Source organism: Paracoccus methylovorus, assembly GCF_016919705.1.
Classification (GTDB): Bacteria; Pseudomonadota; Alphaproteobacteria; order Rhodobacterales; family Rhodobacteraceae; genus Paracoccus; species Paracoccus methylovorus.
This window is the reverse complement of sequence record NZ_CP070368.1, coordinates 807,200-828,916: the sequence shown is the minus strand read 5'-3', so window position 1 is coordinate 828,916 and position 21,717 is coordinate 807,200. Positions and strand designations below refer to the sequence as shown.

The window sequence follows — 21,717 nt, the reverse complement described above, 5'->3', positions numbered from 1 at the left end:
GCGTTATTCAGTGTAGAGCCTGATGGCGAAAGTGCTTTGATCTGCGTCAATCGCAGGGCTCGACGAGAATAGCGGTATCAAACTGGCGGGACATGGGCCGAATTGTCGCACCCCGCATAAGAAAATCGGCCCACCGGCTTGCACCGGGGCCAATCCTTGCGATTTGATATGAGCGCCGGCCCCCCTTGGAAACGCGCGAACAGGACGGGGGGCCGGTGCCTCCGGGGCCGGTTGCCCGGCCGCGGATCTCGGAATTATGTTACTCGCCACCGCCAAGGCTGTGGACATAGGCAGCGACGGCGACGATATCGGCGTCGGACAGACGACCTGTCCAAGCTGGCATTACGCCAAAGGGGCCTTCACGCACGATTCGCCTAATCGTCGCAGGGTCGGAACCATAGAGCCAGACCGCATCGGTCAGATCAGGCGCACCTTGCGCACGGTCGCCGGTTCCGTCCTCGGCATGGCAGGACGAGCAGTTGTCGGCAAATACCGTCACGCCCTCGGCCGCCAGCGCCGCATCATGCGGTTGGCCGCCCAGCTCCAGCACATGGTTTACGACCTGCTGGATCTGGGTATCATCCAGCAACTCGTCGGTGCCAAAACGCGGCATTTCGGAATAACGGGTATCGGCGTCTTTGGGGTCGCGGATACCGTGCATCACCGTTGTGTGAACCTCCTCCAGCGTGCCACCCCAAAGCCAGTCGTTGTCCAAAAGCGAAGGATAGCCCGACGCGCCACCCGCCCCCGAGCCGTGGCATTGCGCGCACCAGGTCCGGAAGATCGCAGCACCGGCGTTGGCGGTGTAGTTCGCCAGTTCCGGGTCGGCCGCGATCTCGTCCAGCGGCGTCTCGACCAACCGTGCCTGAATCGGGGCATTGGTATCGTTGAAGCGCTGGATCTCGGCCGCGACATCCGCACGGGTGTTCTGGCCCAAAAGCCCTTGGGTCGCCCCGTTCACCAGCGGAATGGCGGGAAAGGCGATGACATAAGCCAGTCCCCATATGATGGTGGCATAAAAGGTCCACAGCCACCAACGCGGCAGCGGGTTGTCGTATTCCTCGATCCCGTCCCAGCTATGGCCGGTCGAGGGCACTTCGACCACTTGGCGACCGCCCTTGCGGTCACGCACGACGCGGGTGGCCCCCGGCCGGGGCGTGGCCGGCGGATGCAGCGGCTGTCCGCCCGGTCCTTCGGGCGGATGGGCAAGGATATCCGCCTTGTGAGCCTCATCGGCGGCCTGGCGTTCCAACTCGATCCGGTTATCGGGATTTTTCGGGCTGGTATGCTCGTCGTCGGTATCGGCCATCACTCGACCTCCTTCTCGCCCGCCGAGGCGGGGCTCGTCTCATTGCGGAAGATGCTTTCCGCCGCGTCACGGTGCAACGGGCGCGAACCCGGTCTGAAGGCGAACAACACGGTCCCCAGAAAGAACAGCACCAGCGACAAAAGCACCCAACTGTCGGCCAGTTCACGCAGGAAGGAATACATATCCATGGCGGGCCTCAGCGGTTCGGGTCTGGCTCGAAGGTCGAGAAATCGACCATCGTACCCAGCACCTGCAAATAGGCGATCAGGGCGTCCATCTCGGACACGCCGGGACGGCGGTCGAAATTGCGCTGCTGCACGCCCGGATAGCGTTCTTCCAGCCCCGAGGCATCCGCATCCGGATCGGCCTGCGCGCGGAAATCGCTGACCGCCGCCGCAATCATCTCCTCGTCATAGGGCACTCCGACCCAGGAATCGGTTTTGAGCCGCTGCGCCATGTCCGAGGGGTCGATGCGACGGTCCAGCAGGAAACCGTATTTCGGCATGATCGATTCCGGCACCACCGCCTGCGGGTTCACCAAGTGGTCGAGATGCCATTCGTCCGAATAGCGACCGCCCACCCGAGCCAGATCCGGCCCGGTCCGCTTGGAGCCCCATTGGAACGGGTGATCATACATCGACTCGGCGGCAAGGCTGTAATGACCATAGCGTTCGACCTCGTCCCGCATCGGGCGGATCATCTGGCTGTGGCAGACATAGCAGCCCTCGCGGACATATACGTCCCGGCCCTTAAGCTCCAACGGGGTGTAGGGGCGCATCCCCTCGACCTCCTCGATGGTGTTCTGCAGATAGAACAGGGGCGCGATCTCGACGATGCCGCCGATGGTCACGACAAGAAAGGAAAAGACCAGCAACAGCGTGGCGTTCTTTTCGAGAACCTTATGCTTTTCAAGAATGGCCATGATCCGTCCTCACTCGGCAGGAACCGCGACGGCGGTCGATTTGGTGCTGGGTTGCTTGGCGACGGTGGCCCACAGATTGTAGCACATGATCAGCGCGCCGGTCAGGTAAAGCACGCCGCCCAACGCCCGGACCACGTTCATCGGGAATTTCGCGGCAACCGTGTCAGCAAAGGCGTTGACCAGGAAGCCCTGCGCATCGACCTCGCGCCACATCAGCCCTTCCATGATGCCCGAGACCCACATCGAGGCCGCGTAGAGCACCAGCCCGATGGTGGCGAGCCAGAAGTGCCAGCTGACCAGACCCGTCGAATAAAGCCGCTCACGCCCCCAAAGACGCGGCACCAGATAGTAGAGCGCGCCAAAGGTGATCATGCCGTTCCAGCCCAAGGCGCCGGAATGCACATGGCCGATGGTCCAGTCGGTGTAATGCGACAGCGAGTTCACCGCCTTGATCGACATCATGGGACCTTCAAAGGTCGCCATGCCGTAAAAGCCGACGGCCACCACCATCATGCGGATGATCGGATCGGTGCGCAGCTTGTCCCAGGCCCCCGACAGCGTCATCAGCCCGTTGATCATGCCGCCCCACGAAGGCATCCACAGGATGATCGAAAACACCATGCCCAGCGTTGCGGCCCAGTCGGGCAGTGCCGTGTAATGCAGGTGGTGCGGGCCAGCCCAGATATAAAGGAAGATCAGCGCCCAGAAGTGGATGATGGACAGCTTGTAGCTGTAGACCGGACGCTCGGCCTGCTTGGGAATGAAGTAATACATCATGCCCAGGAAACCAGCGGTCAGGAAGAAGCCCACGGCATTGTGGCCATACCACCATTGCGTCATCGCATCCTGCACGCCCGAGAACAGCTGCACCGACTTGGAGCCGAAGGGGCTGACCGGGATCGCCAGGTTGTTGACGATATGCAGCATGGCGATGGTCACGATGAAGGACAGGTAGAACCAGTTCGCCACATAGATATGCGGCTCTCTCCGCCTCATGATCGTACCCAGGAACACCAGCAGATAGGCGACCCAGACAATGGTCAGCCACCAGTCCACATACCATTCAGGCTCGGCGTATTCCTTGGACTGGGTGGCGCCAAGGATATAACCGGTCGCGGCCAGCACGATGAACAACTGATAGCCCCAGAACACGAACCAAGCCGTATTGCCGCCCCAGAGCCGCGCAGCAGAGGTCCGCTGCACCACATAGAACGATGTGGCGATCAGCGCGTTGCCGCCAAAGGCAAAGATCACTGCCGAGGTATGCAGCGGCCGCAGCTTGCCGAAGTTGGTGTATCCCAGGGTGATGTCGCTGAGGTTCAGTGCCGGAAAGGCCAGCTGAAAGGCGATGACCACCCCGACGAGAAAGCCCACGACGCCCCAGAAAGCGGTGGCGATCACGCCCGCCCGGATCACGTCGTCCATATATTGCGTTTCGGGATGCGGCTCTAACGAAGGTTGTTCGTTGCCCATCCGGCGCAGCACGCGCAAAAACATGCCGCCCGCCGCCAACATGACGATCCAGGCGTTCACCAGATACGCCAGATCATCCGCGCGCGCATAATTGGCCGCGATCGCGGCAAGAACCGCGACGCTGCCAAGTGCGATCAGCTTGATGGTGTCCAACATAAGTTCGTGTCCTTCATCCTGCGCAGAATGCGTCCGAATCGCGTGGTGATGCGACTGGATCGCCTATTCGACAGTTTCATCTAACGTCGCACGGTTCCGTGAACTTTGATCTGCGTCAATCTGTCCACGCGGGATAGGTGTAAAATCTCAAATAATCTGGACAGAATGTCGCAGTCGGGTCCCGGTGGTGATTGCGATCCTGCCCGATCACGGCAAAACTTGCACCGAACCCCCGAAAGGAGAGGGCCCATGGGCTACAAGACGATCCTGACCGTTCTGACCGACGCCAATCAGCGCAGGCAGCTTGATTCGGCCATTGCCATGACCCGGCGGGAGGATGCGCATCTTGACGTGTTCTGCATGGGCGTGGACCACACTCAAAGCGGCTATTACTATGCGGGGGCCTCGGCCTATGTGTTTCAGGAATCCATCGACAAGGCCGTGACGGCAGCAGCCGAGCTGGAGGAAAACGTCCGCGACCGGCTCGACCCCGAAGACATCCGCTGGTCCGTCGATTCCGCTGTGGCCCAGGTCGGCGGGCTTTCGACGCTGGTCGGGATGCGTGCGCGCTATTCCGATCTGGTCGTGCTGAACCGCCCCTATGGCAAGGACGCGCTTGTCGATGCCGAGGCCGTGACCGAGGCTGCACTGTTCGAGGGCGCCGCCCCCGTGCTGATCGTGCCGGATGAGTTGAAGGAACCCTTCGGCAAAAAAATCATGATCGCCTGGAACCAGTCGAACGAGGCGCTGGCCGCAGTGCGCCGGGCGCTGCCCCTGCTGATCGCGGCCGAAAGCGTCGAGATCACGGTGATCGACCCCTCGCCCAACGGTCCCGAACGCTCGGACCCCGGTGGGGCGCTGTGCCAGATGCTGACGCGCCATGGCGTAAAAGCCGAAATCGCGGTGCTGGCCCGCACCCTGCCGCTGATCAGCGACATCCTGAATCGCCGTGCGACGGAAATCGGCGCGGACATGCTGGTGATGGGCGCTTATGGCCATTCCCGGTTCCGTCAGGCGATTCTGGGCGGCGCCACACGCAACATGCTGGAAAAAGCGCAGGTTCCGGTGCTGATGGCACGCTGATCCTACCGCCCTGACAGAAAAACCCCCGGCGTTGCCCGGGGGTTTTTTCATTCCAGCAGCCAAAGGCGCGCTCTTTCGCCTAACTAAGCGGCCCGCCGTCCGAATCATCGCCGCTTTCCGTGACCAGACGCACGAAAGAAGGCACGATCACCCGCCGCTTGCCATCAAGCTCGATCACCCCTTCACGCTTCAGCGCGCTCATCTGCCGGCTAACGGTCTCCAGCGTCAGGCCCAGGTAATCGGCCATCGCCTCGCGCGTCAGGGGCAGTTCAACGACAATGCGCCCTTCGGGCCGGCGCTTGATCATCGCCGCCGCGCGCCGCGCCAGAATCACCAGCAACGATGCGATCTTCTCGCGTGCCGACTTACGGCCCAGAAGCAGCAGCCAGTCGCGGGCCGCGTCCAGTTCGTCCAGCGTCATCTCCAGCAGGCGACTGGCGATGCGGGGGTTGTCGATAAGCAGCTTCTCAAAGGGTCTCCGCCGGAAGCAGCACAGGACGAGATCACTGGTCGCGGTGACGGTATAGGCCGCGATATCGCGCCCGGGACGGCCCAGGAAATCGCTGGGCAGCAGCAGGCCGACGATCTGCGTACGCCCGTCCTCCAACTGCTGGGTCAGTCCCGCCATGCCCGAAACCACGGAACCCACGAAATCCATCCGGTCACCCGCCCAGACAATCACCTGTCCGGCCTCGTAACGGCGATAGAATTTCATGCCCTCAAGTTCGTTCAGCTCATCGCCTTCGCAATGCGCGCAGACGGCCCGATACCGGATCGGACAGATTTCGCAGGGCTGCTGCGTCGCGCAGATTGCGGCGTTGTGTGACATTTGATTTGTGTCAAGGTCCTGGCGCGTGTTCGACGTCAGGATAACAGCATGGAACAGCAATCGCAACTTGAGCGGCTGGGACTGTTTGACGCGCGTGTGCCGCGTTACACCAGCTATCCCACCGCACCGCATTTCACCCCCGCAGTCGGGGAGCCGGTCTTCCGTGACTGGATCGCCGCGATCCCTTCGGGCGCGTCGATCTCGCTTTATATGCATGTGCCGTTCTGTCGGCGATTGTGCTGGTTTTGCGCCTGCCGCACGCAGGGCACGCAATCGGACGAGCCGGTGCGCGCCTATGCCAAGGCCCTCTTGGCCGAACTGACCATGCTTAAATCGGCGCTTGCGCCCGGCGTCAGGCTGTCGCGCCTGCACTGGGGGGGCGGAACGCCGACGCTGATGCCGCCCGAGATGATGCGCGAAGTTGCCGGCGCGGTGCTGAACGCTTTTCCACTCGCCGAGGGGGCAGAGTTCTCGGTCGAGATCGACCCGAACGAGATCGACGAAGCGCGTATGGATGCGTTGGCTGAGGCGGGGCTGACCCGCGCCTCGATCGGGGTGCAGGATTTCGACCCCGAGATCCAGAAGATCATCGGTCGCGAACAAAGCTTCGAGATCACGAACCGCGCCGTGGACATGATTCGCGACCGCGGTATCGAAAGCCTGAATGCCGACATCCTTTACGGCTTGCCCAATCAGGACCCGCATAAGATCGCGGAATCGGTGCAGAAGTTGCTGGCGCTTTCTCCCGACCGGGTCGCGCTTTACGGCTATGCGCATGTACCGTGGATGGCCAAGCGACAGGTGATGATTCCTTCGGATGCCCTGCCCGATCCCTACGGCCGGCTGCGCCTGTTTGAAACCGCGCGCGAATTGTTCCTGGCCGATGGCTATGACGAAATCGGCATCGATCACTTTGCCCGCCCCGGCGACGGGCTGGCCCGTGCACAAAAGGCCGGGCTGCTGCGCCGCAACTTCCAAGGCTATACCGACGACCGGGCCGAGGTCTTGATCGGGCTCGGCGCCTCGTCGATCTCGCGCTTTCCGCAAGGCTATGCGCAGAACGCGCCGGCAACGGGTGCCCATCTGGGCAAGATACGCGACGGGCGATTCTCGACCACGCGCGGGCACACTTTCACGGCCGAGGATCGCTGGCGTTCGCGGATGATCGAGGCACTGATGTGCGATTTCGAGATCCGGGCACAGGAATTCATCGAAAACTACGGCTTCGACGCCGAAAGCTTGGCGCGGGTCCTCAAACCCGTCGCCGCGCATTTCGGCGAAATGGTCGAAACCGATGCCTCGGGCCTCCGCATCACGTTAAAGGGACGCCCGCTGACCCGCATCATCGCCCGTATGTTTGACGGCTATGACATGGCAGCTTCGGGCCATTCCGCAGCGATCTGACCCTCCCCGCCGTGACAGGCTCCGCCCTTACGGGCAACCGCATACTTGACCTGCCCGTCGCCACTTGCGGGCAGGTAATGTTGCGCGGTGCGGATAAGGCAATAAAGATCATACACGACAGTCAAAGATCATACACGACAGTCGCATTGTCAGAGATGAGCGATAGGGTGCCAGCTCTCTTCAAGCCTATGCGACAGCCCCGCTCCTCAGCGGCTTCTTCGTTGTCCAAATACCCAAACCCGACCGTACAACCCGTGCGCTTCGCTGAAATTTAGTGCGCCTCGGCCCAGTTCAGGCCATGACCGGCGTCAACGATCAACGGCACATCCAGCTTGACGGCGGGATCGGCCGCACCCTGCATGACAGCGCGCGCCGCCTCGATCAGGTCGGGCACCGCGCCTTCTTCAACCTCAAAGACCAGCTCGTCATGCACCTGCAGCAGCATCCGGGCCGGCAGGTCCCGAATTGCGTCCGGCATACGAATCATCGCGCGGCGAATGATATCGGCCGCCGCGCCCTGGATGGGCGCGTTGATTGCCGCCCGTCGCGCCCCACCGGCCGCCGGACCTGATTGGTTGATCCCCGGCGTCATGATCCGCCGGCCAAACAATGTGCGTACGAACCCGTCCTGCTTTGCCTCGGCGACGGTGCGGTCCATATAGGCTCGGATCTCGGGAAAACGCTCAAAATATGTGTCGATAAATGCCTGCGCCTCTGCACGAGGAATGCGCAGGTTGCGCGCCAGGCCAAAGCCGGAAATCCCATAGATCACCCCGAAATTGATCGCCTTGGCCCGACGCCGGATCATCGGGTCCATCCCCTCGACCGGCACGCCAAACATCTGGCTGGCAGTCATGGCGTGAATGTCGATTCCGTCGCGAAAAGCCTGCTTCAGCGCCGGGATCTGCGCCACATGCGCAAGGATCCGCAGCTCGATCTGGCTATAGTCAAGGCTCACAAATCGCATCCCCGGCCCGGCGACAAAGGCTTCGCGAATGCGCCGCCCCTCGTCGGTCCGCACGGGAATATTCTGCAGGTTCGGATCAGTCGAGGCCAGCCGCCCTGTCTGCGCACCGGCGATGGAATAACAGGTATGCACCCGCCCCGTCTCGGGGTTCACATGCAAGGGAAGCGCATCGGTATAGGTCGATTTCATCTTGGAAATCGCCCGCCAGTCCAGCACCCGTGCCGGCAGTTCGTGCCCCTCGGCGGCCAGATCCTCCAACACTTCGGCGCTTGTCGAAAAAGCGCCGGTCTTGCCCTGCTTGCCGCCGGCAAGGCCCATGCGCTCGAACAGGATCTCGCCCAGTTGCTTGGGGCTGCCCACGTTGAACGACCCGCCGGCCAAGGCGTGTATCTCGGCCTCCAGCCCGGCCATCTTTTGGGCAAAGGCATTGGACATGCGCTTGAGATGTTCGGAATCGATGCGGACGCCGGCCATCTCCATATCGGCCAGAACCCCGATCATCGGCCGTTCCAACCGTTCATAGGCTGTGGTGACATGGTTGGGCGACAGTTTCGGACGCAGATGGTACCAAAGCCGCCAGGTCACCTCGGCGTCCTCGGCGGCATACTCGCTGGCCCGGTCGATCGGCACCTGCGAGAAATTGATCTGTGCCTTGCCCGAACCGATCAGATCCTTGATCGGCAGGCAGCGATGACCCAGGTACAGGTCCGCCAGTTCATCCATGCCATGGTTGTGCGCCCCCGCGTTCAGCGCATAGGACAGCAGCATCGTATCGTCCAAGGGTGCCATGCGGATGCCATGACGGGCCAGAATTTTCCAGTCATATTTGACGTTCTGGCCGATCTTCAGCACCGACGGATCCTCCAGCACCGGCCGCAGCATGGCCAGCGCCCGCTCCAGATCCATCTGTCCGCCCGAGCGCGCACCTGAGGCGAACAGATCCGCCGTACCGTCCACATGGCCCAGCGGCAGATAGGCCGCGCGACCGGGCCCGGTGCAAAGCGAAATCCCGACCAGTTCGGCCTGCATCTCGTCCAGGCCCGTGGTTTCGGTATCGATGGCGACAATACCCTTTTCGCCAATCTCAGCCAGCCATTCGGCCAGGACAGCCTCATCGCGAATCGTCACATAAAGGCTGCGGTCGATCGCCGGCAGTTCAGCGACCGACGAAGCCGCATCCCCGGCAGCGGCAGTTGGCCCGGGCGCCGCCTCGGCCACGGTCGGAGCCTCGGTCCCGAAACGCTCGGCCACGCGTTTGGTCAGCGTGCGCAATTCCATCCGCGTCAGGAATTCCATCAACGCCTCCGGCTCGGGCTCGCGGATCGACAGAGTCTCCAACCCGAAATCCAGCACCATCCGGCAGTCCAGTTCGACCAGCCGCCTAGAGATGCGGATCTGCTCGGCATGGTCGATCAGGGTCTGGCGACGCTTGGGCTGTTTGATTTCTCCGGCCCGCGCCAACAGGGTCTCTAGATCGCCGTATTCCCCGATAAGCTGCGCAGCCGTCTTGATCCCGATTCCAGGCGCGCCCGGCACATTGTCGATAGAATCGCCGGCCAGCGCCTGCACATCAACCACCCGTTCGGGGCCGACACCGAATTTCTCGCGCACCTCCTCGGGACCTATGGGCTTGCCCTTGATCGGATCCATCATCTGAACACCATCACCGACCAACTGCATCAGATCTTTGTCCGAGCTGATGATCGTCACGCGCCCGCCTGCATCCCGCGCCTGACAGGCCAACGAGGCAATAATGTCGTCGGCCTCGAACCCCTCGGTCTCGATGCAGGCAATGCTGAAGGCGCGCGTCGCCTCGCGTGTCAGTGGGAACTGCGGCCGCAGATCTTCGGGCGGCTCGGGACGGTTGGCCTTGTAAAGCGGATAGATGTCATTGCGAAACGTCTTTGAGGAATGGTCAAAGATCACCGCCGCATGCGTCGGCTGATCCGATCCCTTGCCGTCCTGCAAATACTTCCACACCATGTTGCAAAAGCCCGCCACCGCCCCGATGGGCAGCCCGTCGGAACGCCGGGTCAGCGGCGGCAGGGCGTGATAGGCGCGAAAGATAAAGGCCGATCCGTCGATCAGATGCAGGTGGTGGCCCTTGCCGAATGCCTCAGTCATATGCGCCCGCTCCTGTCCTGCATCATTCCGGCGCCCCTTTTGCCACGAAGCGCCGGGCGGGCCAAGACCGCGTGGCCATGGCCTTCTTTCGTGCGTAAATATCCCCGCCGGAGGCGTCGCAACGCCTCCGCCAGCACGTCAAAGCAGCACGGGGAACGGCCTGGAAATCCAGCCGCAACCGGCTTCAGTGATCGCCGTGAACGTGTTCGCGGTCGATCACAAAGCGCTTGTCGCAATAGCCGCATTCGACCCAGCCCAGGTCCTGCGGAATGGCCAGCCAGACGCGCGGATGGCCCAGCCCCCGCGTCTCGTCGCCGTCGCAGGCGACCTTCCAGTTGGACACGGTCTGGATCTCGGGGGCCGGAATGGTCATGGCGGTTCCTTGAGCTCTGACAACAAACAGGGTTAAACCAGCGGCGATCATAATGAACGCAAAGAGCCGATGCCAGCCCCCCAGCAAAGCCCGAACGCCATCGAAATCAGCGGCCTGACCAAAACCTATGCCGCCGCAGGCAGGGCCGCGGCGAAACAGGCGCTGAAAAGCCTGGACCTGTCGATTCCCGCCGGCTCGATCTTTGGCTTGCTCGGGCCAAATGGCGCCGGAAAATCGACCACGATCAACATTCTGGCCGGGCTGGTGCGCAAGACCGCGGGCAAGGTCAGGATCTGGGGGTTCGACCAGGACGTGAATCCGCGCCAGTCCCGCGCCGCCATCGGCATCATGCCGCAAGAATTGCACATAGACCCGTTCCTGAGCCCGCGCGCCAGCCTGGAAGTGCAGGCCGGGCTTTACGGCGTGCCAAAAGGCGAACGCTGGACCGACGACCTGCTTGAACTGGTGGGGCTGACCGATCAGGCGGAAAGCTATTCGCGCCATCTGTCAGGCGGCATGAAGCGGCGCTTGCTTCTGGCCAAGGCGCTGGTGCATCGGCCGCAAATCCTTGTCCTGGACGAACCGACGGCGGGCGTGGACATCCAGTTGCGCGATATGCTGTGGCGCAATGTGCGCAAGCTGAACGAACAGGGCATGACCATCATCCTGACCACGCATTACCTGGAAGAGGCCGAGAAGATGTGCGACCGCATCGCCATCATCGACCGTGGCGAGTTGATCCTGTGCGAGGATACCGCCGCCATGCTCGGCCGTGCCGATTCCAAGACGCTGATCGTCGATACAGGCGAGGCCCGCGCCCTGCCCACCCTGCCCGACTGCGTGCGCGCCGAACGGCGGCAGGACGGCCGGCTCGCCCTTAGCTATGCGCCCTCGCGCATTCCGGTGGACGGGCTGATCGACGCGCTGCGCGCAGCCGGCCTGCCGATCCGCGATGTCACGGTCGAAGCGCCGGACCTTGAAGATGTGTTCATCCAGCTGACCTCGCGCTGAAAGACCGCTTCAGCCCGGCTGTACCATCCGGCCCATGGGACGGCCGCCCAGAATATGCATGTGGAAATGCGGCACCTCCTGCACGCCGTGCTCTCCGGCGTTGGTGATGGCACGAAACCCCTGCCCTGCCTCCAGCGAAACGCCCAGATCCCGCGTTACCCGGGCCACGGCGCGGTGGAAATCGACGATTTCGGGCTCCGAGGCATTGGCCGCGAAATCGTCATAGCTGACATAGGCCCCCTTGGGGATTGCCAGCACATGCACCGGGGCCTGCGGGCGAATGTCGCGAAAGATCAGCGTATGTTCGGTTTCCAGAACCGTGTCATTGGGAATCTCGCCACGCAGGATACGGGCAAAGATATTGCTGTCGTCATAGGCAGGCATCGGGCTCTCCTCAATCGCTGAACAGATATTCGGTCTTGGCCAGCGCCAGCGCGGTCTCGGTTGGCACGTCCAGGAACCGCGCCAATTGCTCGGCATTCTCCTCGGGCGTCAACCAGGGCGCAATGGAATGGAAGGCCGCGAAATCCATGTCGCGCAGCCGCTCGGCCTCATGCTCCAGATCGGCGCGCACCATGGGCAGCAATTGCTCGATCACGTCCGGAGCGGTTCCGGTCCCCGCAAGCCCCACCCGCGCGATGTGACCGCGCAGATAGTCGTCGTCGAACTGAGAATCGATTAGCAGGATACGGGTTTCGGCCTTGTCCGAGACCATATCCTGAATCAGATACAGCGCCGAAGGGTCAAGGCACAGCACCAGCCGGTGCGATTCGAAATGCTGAAACAACAGCCGGATCAACGCGCGCCGATGGCGGTCACGCTTTTCGACCGTGGTTTCGACGCCGCCCAGATCGGGCAGATGCGCGTCAAGTTCGTTAAAGACGAAATCCACCGCCGGAATCAGCGTTTGCGCGCGCACCGCAGCGGTCAGGCGCTTGGCGACATGCCATTTCTTGGCCACCACCAGCAGCAAGGAATTGGCGCGGCCCAGACTGCCTTCCGCCTCCCAGAAACGCTGGCCAAAACGCCGCCCGATACGACCACGCGCCGTCAGGAAACGAAACAGTCCCGTCGCCGCGTTCGAGATCGGGAAATGCATCCCGCTTGCGGCCCAAAGCGCGCCCAGCCGTTGGCGCAACTGGATCGCCTCGGGGCTGATCTTGCGGGCGAACAGATAGTTCTGCCCCATCAAGAGATCGTAATGGTCATTATAAAAGGTCACGGGCATGCCGTAATCGGTAAAGACCAGATAGGTCAGAGTGCGCGCCCGGATCTCCTTGCGCGGCACGACATGGGGCACGACGGTCTGAAAAAACGTCTCGTCCGGGATCCATGTGGTCGAGAAAAAGCGCATCACATCCGGCCGGCTGGCGCAGAAATCCAGCACCTTCTCGACGGTTTGGCGGCGCAGGCACCACCATTGCGAACCGATCATCACCTGGATATCCGCCGGCACCCTGCGAGTCAGACCGAAACGCCTTTGCAAATCATAACTGGTATAGAACAGCCATTTCTGCATCCGCTCGTTGAACCAATGGCGATAGATCAGCCGCTCTTCCTTGAGACCGGTCTTGATCCAGTCCGATTCGAAGAAGTCGAAATTCTCGATGTAATCGCAATCCTCGGCATCCAGAAAACCATGGGCATATTCGGCCGATTTGATCGGCATGCAATCGCCCGACAACATATAGAAATGCGTTGCCCGCGGAAAAGCGACGACGGCGGCGCGCACCGCCTCCAGCGTGGCCCCGACCAGCGACCATTCGCCCCAGCCGCATTTCCAGCGCCGCTGCACGAAAACGACCGAGGAATTGTCGGCAAGTGCAGCCCGGACGAACTCGAATTCCTGCGCATTGGCGCGTCCATCGAAGTGAATCGACACATAATCGCCCGAGGCGGCCAGGCGGCGGGCCTGCGCGACCACGCCCTTTGGATCCTTGTGGCAGAGCAGAATGAAGGCAATGCGCGCCATCTCGATACTCATCCCATCCGGTTCACGCAGGTAACGCACGACGGCAGGTTGAATCTCTGCCGGTGATTTGCTTTGTGTCCTTACTGATTTTGACCGGTGGGGCAACCCGGTCGCGGATCCGCTTTGGCCGGCGCAGTTTTTTTGAGGGGTGTAAAGCCATGGGTTTCCCAGGAACCTGGATGACGGAAAGCGCAAGCATGATCTATCGCGTGGTCCCGAAATGCGCCTGTTCCTCAATCGGGCAGATCATGTTCTATTCCGATCACGGTCGTTATTTCGACGGCGACATCCACGATTCGACCAGCGGGCTGCACAAATGGAACCAGCCCGAAAGCCAGCCGCTGATCGAGGAACACGTCAAGGCGCATCAGACGCTGACCTTCACTTGCGTGCGTAACCCCTATGCGCGCATCCTGTCTTCGTTCTTCGACAAGATCGCCGGCATCCAGCGCAACGGCAAGCGCTACCGGGGCAATCTTGTCCCCCAATTGATGCAGCGTTACGGCGTCGATGTCGGCAGTCCGGAAAACGGCTTCGAATTCGACCAGATCGCAAGCTTCCGCCGCTTCCTGCTGTTTGCGCGCGACACCATCCGTTGGCGCCGCCCGATGGAGCCCGATATTCACTGGTCGGCCATGTCCGGTCATATCTCCACCTTCATCGTGAACGGTGGGCGCTACAATCAGATCTTCTTCACTGAAAAGTTCGACGAAGGCATGCAGAGGGTGCTGGACGCCGCACCGACCCCGGTCAAGCTGGATGTGAACGATGTGCCGAAGTTCAACGAATCCGAAGGCCACGGCCCCAAGCGCGCTCATAAGGTCAGCGAATATTTCGACGACCTGTCGCGGCACCTGATCTGGGAAATCTACAAAAAGGATTTCCAGCTCTTCAAATACGACTTCCACAATCCCGACAACAAACTCCCCAAGGCCGAAATCGACCTCGACGAGGTCCACGCCAAGCTCGCCCGCTGAACCTAGCCCCTCTCGCGGCCGCCCAGCTTCTTTCGTGCCCCAATATCCCCGCCGGAGGCAGCGGCGCGCCTGCGCCGCTTTTCCCAAAGATTTCCCTTGCGCAATGCAAAAATCCCGCTATTTTGCCGCGTTCATTCGACCGGCGGGGTATCCCGGACCGCGGCCCCCGTTTTGCGAGCAGTTTTCGCGACTTGCGGCCAGCGCCTCCGTGGCCTATGCCCGTCCCAGAAAAGAACACTGAATCCGGGGCCACCCAGCCGGTTGCCCCCCGAACCACTTGAGGTTGAGACATGGCCGTCCCTCAGAACCGAGTTACCCGTTCCCGCCGCAACATGCGTCGTTCGCATGATGCGCTCGTTGCCGGTAACCCGAACGAATGCTCCAACTGCGGCGAGCTGAAGCGCCCGCACCACGTCTGCCCCTCTTGCGGTCATTACGCCGACCGCGAGGTCGTGGCGCAGGCCACCGAGGTCGATCTGGACGAAGACGCGGCCTGAGCGGACAGACCGCGGATATGGCTTCGGCAGATTCCAGCATTCTGCCTCGCGCCCCTGGCGACGGGGGCGACGTGGTGATCTCCGTTGACGCAATGGGCGGCGACAGCGGCCCTGCGACGGTGATCGCCGGCATTGCCGAAAGCGCCGCGAAGAATCCCGATATCCGCTTTATCGTCCACGGCCCGCGTGCCGAGCTCGAGCGGCTGATCAGCCGCCGGGGCGATCTGGCACAGCGCTGCGACATCCGCGACGCCGCCGGTGTCGTGACGATGGACGACAAGCCCAGTCAGGTGCTGCGCAAAAGCGAAGGCACCTCGATGTGGTCTGCTCTCGAATCGGTTCGCCGGGGCGAGGCGACCGCAGCCGTTTCCTGTGGTAACACCGGGGCGCTGATGGCACTGTCCATGCTGCGGCTGCGCAAGCTGCCGGGGGTGAACCGCCCGGCAATCGCCTGCCTGTGGCCTTCGCACAATCCGCAGGGCTTCAACGTCATGCTGGATGTCGGCGCCGACATCCGCGCCGATGCGCAGGATCTTCTGACCTATGCGCTGATGGGGGCTTCCTATGCCCGCAATGGTTTCGGGCTTGAACGGCCGCGCGTCGGGCTGCTGAATGTCGGCACCGAAGAGCATAAGGGCCGGCCCGAACTGAAACAGGCGCATGAACTGATCCCCACCACTGCTCAGGCCGCGAATTTCGAATATGTCGGTTTTGTCGAAGGCAGCGACCTGCCCTCGGCACGCGTCGACGTGATCGTAACTGACGGCTTTACCGGCAATGTCGCGCTGAAAACCGGCGAGGGCACGGCGAAACTGGTCGGCGGGCTTCTCAAGGAAACCTTCGGCAAGTCAATATTGTCGAAATTTGCCGCGTTGCTGGCGATGGGTTCGCTCAAGCGGTTGCAAAAACGGATCGATCCCCGTCGTGTCAACGGCGGCGTCTTTCTGGGTCTGAACGGGACGGTGGTGAAATCGCATGGCTCGGCCGATGCGACCGGCGTTTCGGCGGCGATCAAGCTGGCCTTCCGGCTGGCGCAATCGGGGTTTCAGCAGCGGCTGGCGGTGCGCGTGGCGCAATCCGTCGCGGCGGCCAGCCAAAACAACGGCGGCAAGGAAAACGAGGGGGCGTCCTGATGCGGCGTGCGATCGTCCGGGGAACCGGCCATTACCTGCCCGAGCGCGTGGTAGAGAACAGCTGGTTCGAGGACAAGCTGGACACCACCGACGAATGGATCCGCGCCCGCACCGGGATTGAGCGGCGTCATTTCGCCGCCGAGGACCAGCGCACCAGCGATCTGGGCATTCTGGCCGCGCAGGCCGCCTTGGCCGATGCCGGCATCGAGGCCGGGCAGATCGACGCGGTGATCGTGGCGACCTCGACCCCGGATCTGACCTTTCCCTCGGTCGCAACCATGGTGCAGGCCGGGCTGGGGATGCGGCAAGGCTTTGCCTATGACCTGCAAGCGGTCTGCGCCGGCTTTGTCTTTGCGCTGGCCAATGCCGATGCATTGATTCGCGCCGGCCTTGCGGATCGCGTCCTGCTGATCGGGGCGGAAACCTTCAGCCGGATCATGGACTGGACCGACCGCTCGACCTGCGTTCTTTTCGGTGATGGGGCAGGCGCAGTGGTGCTGGAGGCGGTCGAAAGCGACGGATCGCCCGCAGATCGCGGTATCCTCGCGGCCGACCTGAACAGTGACGGACAGTATCGCGACCTGCTTTACGTCGACGGCGGCGTGGCCACGACCGGCACGGCCGGACATCTGCGCATGCAGGGCAATCTGGTGTTCCGTCACGCGGTCGAAAAGCTGGCGCAAACTGCGCATCGCGCCCTGGACCGCGCCGGGCTGACGCCCGAGCAAGTGGACTGGCTGGTGCCGCATCAGGCCAATCTGCGCATCATCGAGGCCACCGCCAAGCGCATGCATCTGCCGATGGAAAAGGTGGTTCTGACCGTCGCCGACCATGGCAATACCTCGGCCGCATCCATCCCGCTGGCGCTGTCCGTGGCCAATGCCGAAGGTTGCTTCAAACCCGGCGACGTGTTGGTGGCCGAGGCTATCGGCGGCGGCCTTGCTTGGGGGTCGGTGGTTCTACGCTGGTAGATAAGCCCCTATTTCAACTGCGAATCTTTTGATCCACGCCGGTTGAACCCCACCGTCGGACGCCATGGCCTGTCGTGCCCCGACTTGCAGTTGACGCACAGGCGCACACCGGGAATCGCCTGCCGCCGCGCCTCGGGGATAGGCTCGTCGCATTCATCGCAGAACTCGGCGCTATCCTGTCCATCACGCGGAGTATTACGCAGCCGCATCCGCTCGATCGCCTCTCGGGTCGAGACGTCGATCTGTTCGTTCACCGCGTCGTCGCGGGTCCACCCTCCGGCCATATCCTTTTCGCCTCGCTTGCCCTTTCAGGCCCAAGATAGGTGCGAATTGCCGCTGTTCCAAGCAGGCTGCGTGGGGCAATGCGCGGGACCTTGCGGGTAAGACGCGAATAATGCGGGACAAAATTGGCGAAGCAGGGAACGGAATCGGGCCGGGGTTGTTGACTCGGCGGCGTAAAGAAATCATCCTTCGCACCATTCAAGAGGTTTCCGAGATGAGCGACTCTACCCTGACCCGCATGGACCTGGCCGAAGCCGTGTTCCGTGAGGTGGGTCTGTCCCGCCACGAATCGGCCCAGCTTGTCGAAAGCGTCCTTGACCATATCTCCGATGCGCTGGTGCGCGGCGAGCAGGTCAAGATCTCGTCCTTCGGCACGTTTTCGGTCCGCGAAAAGAACGAACGCATCGGCCGCAACCCCAAGACAGGCGAGGAAGTGCCGATCACGCCGCGACGGGTGCTGTCCTTCCGACCCTCGCATCTGATGAAGGATCGCGTGGCGGCCGGAAACAGGCGCAAGGACTGATGAGCAAGTCCCCCGACGCCTTTCGATCCATCGGAGAGGTCTCGCGCCTCGTAGGCGTCGCGCCGCATGTGCTGCGGTATTGGGAATCGCAATTCACGCAGCTTGCCCCGGTGAAACGCGCCGATGGCCGGCGTTATTACCGCCCGGACGATGTGCGGCTGGCCGCTGGACTTTGTCAGGTCATGCGTGAGGAAGGGCTCAGCATTCGCGGCGCCAAGCGGCTGATAGCCTCGGATCGCGGCGGTGCCCTGCGCAAGATAGGCGCAGCCCGTCTGGGAGAACAACTGGGCGATGCCGAACATCCCGGCCTCGCCATAGGCCTGGCCCCGCCCGGCACGTCCGGGCAGGCTTCCCTTCCCTCCACCGGACCCACGACGAAGCCGGCAAAGCCGACTCGGCGCAAACAGCCGACGGCAGAATCGTTGCCGCTTTTCGCTACAGTCGACACCGATCAGGACATCGCCCCAACATCCGACTGGCTTGGCCGTCTTGTCGCAACCGCGATGGTGCTGCGTCAGCGCGAATTGCATGGCAAGCCCCTGCCCGCGCAGGCAAAAGCTCTGCGGGACGCATTGTCGGGCGCACGCTGATACGCATGGCAGGTCTCTTTCCTGCCCTGGGTCGCAATCTATCCACAGCAATCGAATTTCTTGCTGAAATTTCCGTCCTTCGCCTCTTGTGCTGGGTCGGCGCTTCGCTCTATATGACCCGCGTCGGGCCGTGGCGCAGCCTGGTTAGCGCGTCCGTCTGGGGGGCGGAAGGCCGCGAGTTCGAATCTCGCCGGCCCGACCATTCCGAAAACGCCCATCTCCATCCGGGGATGGGCGTTTCCTTTTGCCGAAAGGGTTTTGCGTGAACGGTGTGCTTCCCGATTCTTCCCTGCGCCAGTTGATCGCGAATGGCGCGATCTCGGCCAGCCATCCGATCCTGCCCGAACAGATCCAGCCGGCCAGCCTCGACTTGCGGCTGGGCGCAACGGCCTGGCGGCTGCGCGCGTCGTTTCTGGCCGGACGCGGGCGCAAGGTCAGCGACCGGCTCAAGGATTTCGAAATGCACCGCATGGACCTGACCGGCGGCGCGGTGTTGGAAAAGGGCTGCGTCTATCTGGTGCCGCTGATGGAACGCCTGCGCCTGCCTCCGGGCCTTGATGCGGTGGCCAATGCGAAAAGCTCAACCGGGCGGCTCGACCTTCTGACGCGGCTGGTGACGGACGAGGGCACGGAGTTCGACCGCCTACCCCCAGGCTATGACGGGCCGATCTACGCCGAGATCTGCCCGCGCAGCTTTTCCGTGCTGGTGCGGCCCGGCATGCGGCTGAATCAGCTACGGCTGCGGCAGGGTCAGGCAATGCTATCGGATGCCGAATTGCGCGCGTTGCATCGGCACGAGCCGCTGGTCAATGGCGAGGCGCTGATCGACGACGGCTTGGGCTTCTCGGTCGATCTGCGCCCGGAACAGGGCGATCTGGTTGGCTATCGCGCCCGCCCCCACAGCGGCGTAATCGACCTCGACCGCATCGGCGCCTATCAGGCCAAGGATTTCTGGGACGAATTGCACACCAACGACGGCCAACTCATCCTCGATCCCGGCGCCTTCTATATTCTCGTCAGCCGCGAGGCCGTGGCGATTCCACCTGATTACGCCGCCGAGATGGCCCCCTATCTGGCCATGGTCGGCGAATTCCGGGTGCATTACGCTGGCTTTTTCGACCCGGGATTCGGCCACGGCACAGCCGGCCAAGGCGCACGGGGCGTGTTGGAGGTCCGCTGCCACGAGGCACCCTTCGCGCTGGAACACGGTCAGGTCGTGGGGCGCTTGGTCTATGAACGCATGTCCGCGCGGCCCGAGCAGCTATACGGCAGCGGCATCGCCTCGAACTATCAGGGTCAAGGTCTCAAGCTCGCCAAGCAATTCGCCTGAACCGCCTGCCTTCTTTCGTGACCAAATATCCCGGGGGAGCCGCGCATCTGGCGCGGCGGGGGCAGAGCCCCCGGGACCTAACTCACATTCGCCGCTTAAGACGGGCGGCCTGACGCGTACGCTTGACAGTATCGCGCGCGGTTTTTTCCTGGCTCCGCTGCTGCGCCGTTCGCCTTTGTCCCGGCTTCGGCGCATTCACCCGGCGAATCCCCCAGTTCAGCAACCGATTGGTCGCCATACGCATCAGCTTAATAATAGTCTGATTAAAATTCATTGATTTACCCTAAACTCTTCACTCGTCTTCGAACAAATCTTCGGCCGACATTCCCGCGCCTTCATCGCTGTCCTCACCGAAAAGACCGGGTGTCAGCCCATCACCATGCGGGCGGGACTCCAAAAGACCCGCGGCCCTCAATTCCGCCAATCCCGGCAGGTCACGGGCACTTTCCAGCCCGAATTGATCCAGAAACACCTCGGTCACGACGAAAGTCACCGGCCGGCCCGGTGTCTGGCGACGACGACCGATGCGGACCCAGCCCAGCTCGATCAGTTGGTCCACCGTGCCGCGGCTGACGGCAACGCCGCGGATCTCTTCGATCTCGGCGCGGGTGACGGGCTGGTGATAGGCGATGATCGCCAGCGTCTCGGTGGCGGCGCGCGACAGGCGGCGACTTTCGACCACGCTTTCCTGCATCAAAAAGCCCAGATCGGCAGCGGTGCGAAATGCCCAAGCCTCGCCCACCCGCGCCAACTGCACCCCTCGCCCATCATAGCGGGCGCGCAAGGCTTGCAGAGCCTCGGCCACGTCGCAGCCGGCAGGCAGCCGCGCGGCGATCTCGCGCTGGCTCATCGGCTCGGCAGAGGCGAACAGGATCGCCTCGACCATCCGCTCCTGCTCGGGCAGCGGCGGGGGCGGAAAGCGTTGCAGCTCGGGGGTGGCGGCGTCGTCCTGGCTCATTGCGGGCGCCTGCGGATGGTGATCGGGGCAAAACTCTCGGTCTGAGCAATCTCCAGCGCGCCCTGGCGCGCCAGTTCCAGCGTGGCGGCAAAGGTCGCGGCGGTGGCCGAGCGGCGGCGCTGCGGGTCGCTTTCCCACCCTTCGGGCAGAAAGGCGGAAAGCTCGGTCCAGTCGCCGGCAAAGCCGATCAGTCCACGCACCCTGTCCAGCGCCTGCTCCATGCTCAGGACGTCGCGGCGATCAAAGGCATATGGCCGGAATTCGTCGCGGGTGCGCAGCCGCGCATAGGCCCGCATCAGATCGATCAGCCCGGCCTGCCAGGCGACCTGGCGCTGGCGGGTGACGGTTTCGGGGGCGCCGCGCACAAAACGGTCCTGTCCTAGCCGGTCGCGCGCCATCAGCCGCGCCGCAGCCTCGCGCATGGCATTCAGCCGTTCCAGCTGAAAGGCCAGATGCGCCGCCATTTCCTCGGCCGACGGACCCTCGGCCTCGGGATCGGGCGGTAAAAGCAGGCGGGATTTCAGAAAGGCCAGCCATGCCGCCATGACCAGATAATCCGCCGCCAGTTCGATCCGCAGCGCGCGCGCCTCTTCGACAAAGGTCAGATACTGGTCGGCAAGTTCCAGCACCGAGACCTGCATCAGATCGACCTTTTGCGTACGCGACAAGGTCAGCAGCAGATCCAGCGGCCCCTCAAAGCCCGAGACATCGACGACCAGCACCTCTTCTGCCCGGCGCTCGGCCACATCCTGCGGCGCAAGCCCCGGCAAATGCGGCACCGGATCCGGCTTGGGGTTGGGCACGGGGATCAGATAAGGCACCTTGGTCATGAC

At 62.7% G+C, this 21,717-nt stretch carries 22 protein-coding genes and 1 tRNA gene; 11 read left to right on the top strand and 12 right to left on the bottom strand.

Features of this window, described 5'->3' with window-relative positions:
• Nucleotides 1–259: 259 nt before the first annotated feature.
• From ccoP to ccoN, 4 genes are read right to left on the bottom strand one after another with little or no spacing between them, the layout of a single operon-like run.
• Nucleotides 260–1,309, bottom strand: a complete 1,050-nt coding sequence (gene ccoP, locus JWJ88_RS04195; RefSeq protein ID WP_205294852.1) for a cytochrome-c oxidase, cbb3-type subunit III — start codon at nucleotides 1,307–1,309, stop codon at nucleotides 260–262.
• Entirely contained in the window at nucleotides 1,309–1,497 is a 189-nt protein-coding gene (locus JWJ88_RS04190; RefSeq protein WP_205294851.1) for a cbb3-type cytochrome c oxidase subunit 3, read from the bottom strand. The genes ccoP and JWJ88_RS04190 overlap by 1 nt, the downstream gene beginning before the upstream one ends.
• An 8-nt stretch (nucleotides 1,498–1,505) precedes the next feature.
• Nucleotides 1,506–2,231, bottom strand: a complete 726-nt coding sequence (gene ccoO, locus JWJ88_RS04185) for a cytochrome-c oxidase, cbb3-type subunit II (RefSeq protein WP_205294850.1) — start codon at nucleotides 2,229–2,231, stop codon at nucleotides 1,506–1,508.
• A 9-nt stretch (nucleotides 2,232–2,240) separates the two neighbouring features.
• Nucleotides 2,241–3,860 carry a cytochrome-c oxidase, cbb3-type subunit I gene (gene ccoN, locus JWJ88_RS04180; RefSeq protein WP_205294849.1) on the bottom strand — a complete coding sequence of 540 codons (1,620 nt, stop codon included), beginning with the start codon at nucleotides 3,858–3,860 and terminating at the stop codon, nucleotides 2,241–2,243.
• Between the two features lie 249 nt (nucleotides 3,861–4,109).
• On the opposite strand from ccoN, the gene JWJ88_RS04175 reads away from it, so the two are divergent.
• Entirely contained in the window at nucleotides 4,110–4,943 is an 834-nt protein-coding gene (locus tag JWJ88_RS04175) for a universal stress protein (RefSeq protein WP_205294848.1), read from the top strand.
• A 79-nt stretch (nucleotides 4,944–5,022) separates the two neighbouring features.
• On the opposite strand, the gene fnrL is transcribed toward JWJ88_RS04175, so the two are convergent.
• Nucleotides 5,023–5,772: a transcriptional regulator FnrL gene (gene fnrL / locus JWJ88_RS04170; protein WP_205294847.1), complete on the bottom strand. Its 750-nt coding sequence runs from the start codon at nucleotides 5,770–5,772 to the stop codon at nucleotides 5,023–5,025.
• A gap of 48 nt (nucleotides 5,773–5,820) precedes the next feature.
• Here fnrL and hemN point away from each other — a divergent pair, with 48 nt between their 5' ends.
• Nucleotides 5,821–7,176 (top strand): oxygen-independent coproporphyrinogen III oxidase, encoded by a 1,356-nt coding sequence (gene hemN / locus JWJ88_RS04165; RefSeq protein WP_205294846.1) that lies wholly within the window; start codon nucleotides 5,821–5,823, stop codon nucleotides 7,174–7,176.
• A 271-nt stretch (nucleotides 7,177–7,447) separates the two neighbouring features.
• On the opposite strand, the gene polA is transcribed toward hemN, so the two are convergent.
• Together polA and JWJ88_RS04155 are read right to left on the bottom strand one after the other, a co-directional pair.
• A complete protein-coding gene (gene polA / locus JWJ88_RS04160) occupies nucleotides 7,448–10,267 on the bottom strand; it encodes a DNA polymerase I (RefSeq protein WP_205294845.1) in 2,820 nt (939 codons plus the stop codon).
• A gap of 184 nt (nucleotides 10,268–10,451) precedes the next feature.
• A complete protein-coding gene (locus JWJ88_RS04155) occupies nucleotides 10,452–10,640 on the bottom strand; it encodes a zinc-finger domain-containing protein (protein ID WP_205294844.1) in 189 nt (62 codons plus the stop codon).
• Nucleotides 10,641–10,709: 69 nt separating this feature from the next.
• Here JWJ88_RS04155 and JWJ88_RS04150 point away from each other — a divergent pair, with 69 nt between their 5' ends.
• Nucleotides 10,710–11,651 (top strand): ABC transporter ATP-binding protein, encoded by a 942-nt coding sequence (locus JWJ88_RS04150; RefSeq protein ID WP_205294843.1) that lies wholly within the window; start codon nucleotides 10,710–10,712, stop codon nucleotides 11,649–11,651.
• A 9-nt stretch (nucleotides 11,652–11,660) separates the two neighbouring features.
• Here the strand turns inward: JWJ88_RS04150 and JWJ88_RS04145 are convergent, their stop codons facing one another.
• Nucleotides 11,661–12,035: an HIT domain-containing protein gene (locus JWJ88_RS04145; RefSeq protein WP_205294842.1), complete on the bottom strand. Its 375-nt coding sequence runs from the start codon at nucleotides 12,033–12,035 to the stop codon at nucleotides 11,661–11,663.
• A gap of 10 nt (nucleotides 12,036–12,045) precedes the next feature.
• Nucleotides 12,046–13,623, bottom strand: coding sequence for a DUF5928 domain-containing protein (locus JWJ88_RS04140; protein ID WP_205294841.1), 1,578 nt, complete (start codon nucleotides 13,621–13,623; stop codon nucleotides 12,046–12,048).
• Nucleotides 13,624–13,781: 158 nt separating this feature from the next.
• On the opposite strand from JWJ88_RS04140, the gene JWJ88_RS04135 reads away from it, so the two are divergent.
• The 4 genes from JWJ88_RS04135 (at nucleotide 13,782) to JWJ88_RS04120 (ending at nucleotide 17,201) form a co-directional block, all read left to right on the top strand.
• Entirely contained in the window at nucleotides 13,782–14,600 is an 819-nt protein-coding gene (locus tag JWJ88_RS04135; protein WP_205294840.1) for a sulfotransferase family protein, read from the top strand.
• Between the two features lie 290 nt (nucleotides 14,601–14,890).
• The gene (gene rpmF / locus JWJ88_RS04130; protein ID WP_205294839.1) at nucleotides 14,891–15,097 is read left to right on the top strand and encodes a 50S ribosomal protein L32; all 207 of its coding nucleotides are present in this window, start codon (nucleotides 14,891–14,893) and stop codon (nucleotides 15,095–15,097) included.
• A gap of 17 nt (nucleotides 15,098–15,114) precedes the next feature.
• Nucleotides 15,115–16,230, top strand: a complete 1,116-nt coding sequence (gene plsX / locus JWJ88_RS04125) for a phosphate acyltransferase PlsX (protein ID WP_205294838.1) — start codon at nucleotides 15,115–15,117, stop codon at nucleotides 16,228–16,230.
• Nucleotides 16,230–17,201 (top strand): beta-ketoacyl-ACP synthase III, encoded by a 972-nt coding sequence (locus JWJ88_RS04120; RefSeq protein WP_205294837.1) that lies wholly within the window; start codon nucleotides 16,230–16,232, stop codon nucleotides 17,199–17,201. Before plsX ends, JWJ88_RS04120 begins: the two co-directional genes overlap by 1 nt.
• A gap of 8 nt (nucleotides 17,202–17,209) precedes the next feature.
• Here JWJ88_RS04120 and JWJ88_RS04115 read toward each other — a convergent pair whose 3' ends face one another.
• Nucleotides 17,210–17,485 carry a DksA/TraR family C4-type zinc finger protein gene (locus JWJ88_RS04115; protein ID WP_205294836.1) on the bottom strand — a complete coding sequence of 92 codons (276 nt, stop codon included), beginning with the start codon at nucleotides 17,483–17,485 and terminating at the stop codon, nucleotides 17,210–17,212.
• A 212-nt stretch (nucleotides 17,486–17,697) separates the two neighbouring features.
• On the opposite strand from JWJ88_RS04115, the gene ihfA reads away from it, so the two are divergent.
• From ihfA to JWJ88_RS04095, 4 genes are all read left to right on the top strand, one after another.
• A complete protein-coding gene (ihfA, locus tag JWJ88_RS04110; RefSeq protein ID WP_205294835.1) occupies nucleotides 17,698–18,006 on the top strand; it encodes an integration host factor subunit alpha in 309 nt (102 codons plus the stop codon).
• A complete protein-coding gene (locus JWJ88_RS04105) occupies nucleotides 18,006–18,596 on the top strand; it encodes a MerR family transcriptional regulator (RefSeq protein ID WP_205294834.1) in 591 nt (196 codons plus the stop codon). Before ihfA ends, JWJ88_RS04105 begins: the two co-directional genes overlap by 1 nt.
• 124 nt (nucleotides 18,597–18,720) lie before the next feature.
• A tRNA-Pro gene (locus JWJ88_RS04100) sits at nucleotides 18,721–18,798 on the top strand.
• 60 nt (nucleotides 18,799–18,858) lie between these two features.
• Nucleotides 18,859–19,926 carry a 2'-deoxycytidine 5'-triphosphate deaminase gene (locus JWJ88_RS04095; protein ID WP_205294833.1) on the top strand — a complete coding sequence of 356 codons (1,068 nt, stop codon included), beginning with the start codon at nucleotides 18,859–18,861 and terminating at the stop codon, nucleotides 19,924–19,926.
• Between the two features lie 292 nt (nucleotides 19,927–20,218).
• Here JWJ88_RS04095 and scpB read toward each other — a convergent pair whose 3' ends face one another.
• Nucleotides 20,219–20,884 carry an SMC-Scp complex subunit ScpB gene (scpB, locus tag JWJ88_RS04090; RefSeq protein ID WP_205294832.1) on the bottom strand — a complete coding sequence of 222 codons (666 nt, stop codon included), beginning with the start codon at nucleotides 20,882–20,884 and terminating at the stop codon, nucleotides 20,219–20,221.
• The gene (locus tag JWJ88_RS04085) at nucleotides 20,881–21,714 is read right to left on the bottom strand and encodes a segregation and condensation protein A (protein ID WP_205294831.1); all 834 of its coding nucleotides are present in this window, start codon (nucleotides 21,712–21,714) and stop codon (nucleotides 20,881–20,883) included. The genes scpB and JWJ88_RS04085 overlap by 4 nt, the downstream gene beginning before the upstream one ends.
• Nucleotides 21,715–21,717 lie beyond the last annotated feature (3 nt).